Origin of the sequence: Acidiplasma aeolicum (assembly GCF_001402945.1) — an archaeon.
GTDB lineage: Archaea > Thermoplasmatota > Thermoplasmata > Thermoplasmatales > Thermoplasmataceae > Acidiplasma > Acidiplasma aeolicum.
Genome location: NZ_LKBG01000097.1, coordinates 1 through 2,098 on the forward strand (window position 1 = coordinate 1; position 2,098 = coordinate 2,098).

Annotated in this window: 1 protein-coding gene and 1 pseudogene; both read left to right on the forward strand. The window is 34.7% G+C overall.

All coding sequences use genetic code 11. The features are described from left to right. A pseudogene (locus AOG54_RS09840) lies at window positions 1-826 on the forward strand (aminomethyl-transferring glycine dehydrogenase subunit GcvPB); the annotation flags it as partial. Between the two features lie 98 nt (window positions 827-924). Beyond that, window positions 925-1,980, forward strand: a complete 1,056-nt coding sequence (locus AOG54_RS02850; protein ID WP_048101554.1) for a replication protein A — start codon at window positions 925-927, stop codon at window positions 1,978-1,980. Window positions 1,981-2,098 lie beyond the last annotated feature (118 nt).

The window sequence follows — 2,098 nt, forward strand, 5'->3', positions numbered from 1 at the left end:
CCTTGAATCTGTTGTTTCTGATAAAACAGCGGCCTTCATGATAACAAATCCAAATACCCTTGGTATCTTTGATGATAACATAATAAAGATTTCTGAAATACTGCACCGCCATGGAGCAATGCTGTACTATGATGGTGCAAATTTTAATGCAATACTGGGGATAACAACACCAGGAATTATGGGGTTTGATATTGTTCATTTTAATCTTCATAAAACATTTGCAACACCGCATGGGGGTGGCGGTCCTGGTGCAGGCCCTGTTGCCGTCAGGGCTTACCTAAAAGATTTTCTTCCTGTACCAGTAATTGAGAAAAATGAGAATTATTATTATATGAACTATAATTTAAGGCACACAATCGGCAAAATATCATCCTATTATGGCTCTTTTTCAATTCTGTTACGCGCATATTCATACATTTTAAAAAACGGGGATAACCTGAAGATAAATACACAGAGGGCTGTATTAAATGCAAATTATATGGCAAATCAGCTGTCAGGGTTTTATAAAATACCATACAAAAAACTTAAAAAACACGAGTTTGTGCTTTCAACAGATGGTACAGGCAAAAAGGCACTGGATATATCCAAATATATCCTTGATTTTGGTGTTCATTCACCAACAACATATTTTCCATTAATTGTTAAGGAGGCAATGATGATAGAGCCAACAGAAACAGCCACAAAAAAGGATATAGATTTTTATGTTTCTGTTATGAAAAAAGCACTTGATGCATCTGATGACGAATTAAGGGCAGCACCATTAAATACCTCTGTTTCAAGAATCGACGAGGTTGCTGCAGCCAGAAATTTAAAACTTAAATGGTAAATTCTTAATAAAAAATAAAATAAATATTTAAATTTAGGCTGCAGCAAATTTGAAAAATCAAAAAACATTATATAAAGATAATATATATATGAAATGTTATGAAAATTGATGAAATTAGTGAAAAGGACTCAACAGTAGATATCCTTGTAAAAATTTTATCCATTGATAAGAGAACAGTAAATACATCCAGGGGTGAAACCACATATTATTATGGATTAATTGGTGATGATACGGGTGTAATCCCATACACTGCCTGGGAATTTCCCCAGGTGATAAAGGCAGGTGATGCTGTCGAAATAAAATATGCAAGGGTTAAGGAATATAATGGAAGATTGAGAATTTATATTGATTCAAGAACAGAGGTAATTTTAAAACCAGGAGAAAACATAGAGGTTAAAAATACATACAAGGAGGTAAAACTTCAGGATATTTCATCCAAAACACCATTTGTCTCAGTAACCGGCATGGTTTCTGGAATAACAGAACATGAATACCAAAAATCAGGAGGCAAATTTATTCTATACTCCGGTTTTATTGAGGATGATACATCAAAGGTTAGAATTTCATCATTTGGAAGACCCCTTGAGAATGGAAAAATATACTCCATTAAGGGTGCAAGGGTATCAGAATTTAATGGCCAGATGGAGATATCTGTAAGTGATAAAACAACATTAAATGAGATTCAGGGGTATAACATAAATCTTGAAAGAAATTACAGAATATTTGAGATAAAAAATCCCGCCGGGAGTATAAACATAATGGCCTTTGTAATCACACTTGGAACCAAGAGCGGGATAATAAAAAGATGCAGTGTGTGCAATAAACCATTAACAACAGGTGTATGTCCTGATCATCCAGATGCCAAAACCATTCTGGATATTTTTACCTATTTTACTGTTGATGATGGAACAGGCCATATTCAGGCAATAGCAGGAAAGAATGCCATACTGCCTGTTCTTGGCATAAGTGAGGATGAGATTGTAAAAGTTGCAGGTGATATATACAATAGACTTTATGAAAAATTATATGGGCATGCATTCAAGATGAATGTGGATTTTGTCATGAATGATAATTCATTATCTCTCAGGGTTAATAAAATACAGGAGATACAGAACAGTGATGTAAGGCAGGACCTAATTGAACTGGAGGTGTGAATATGGCTATAATCGAAAGACAGAAGAGGGAAAAGGCAAACTGGATATTTTCAAGGGAATTAAAGGATTCAAATGTGCTTGAGGGCGAGGATAAAAGACCGTATGTAATAACACCTCT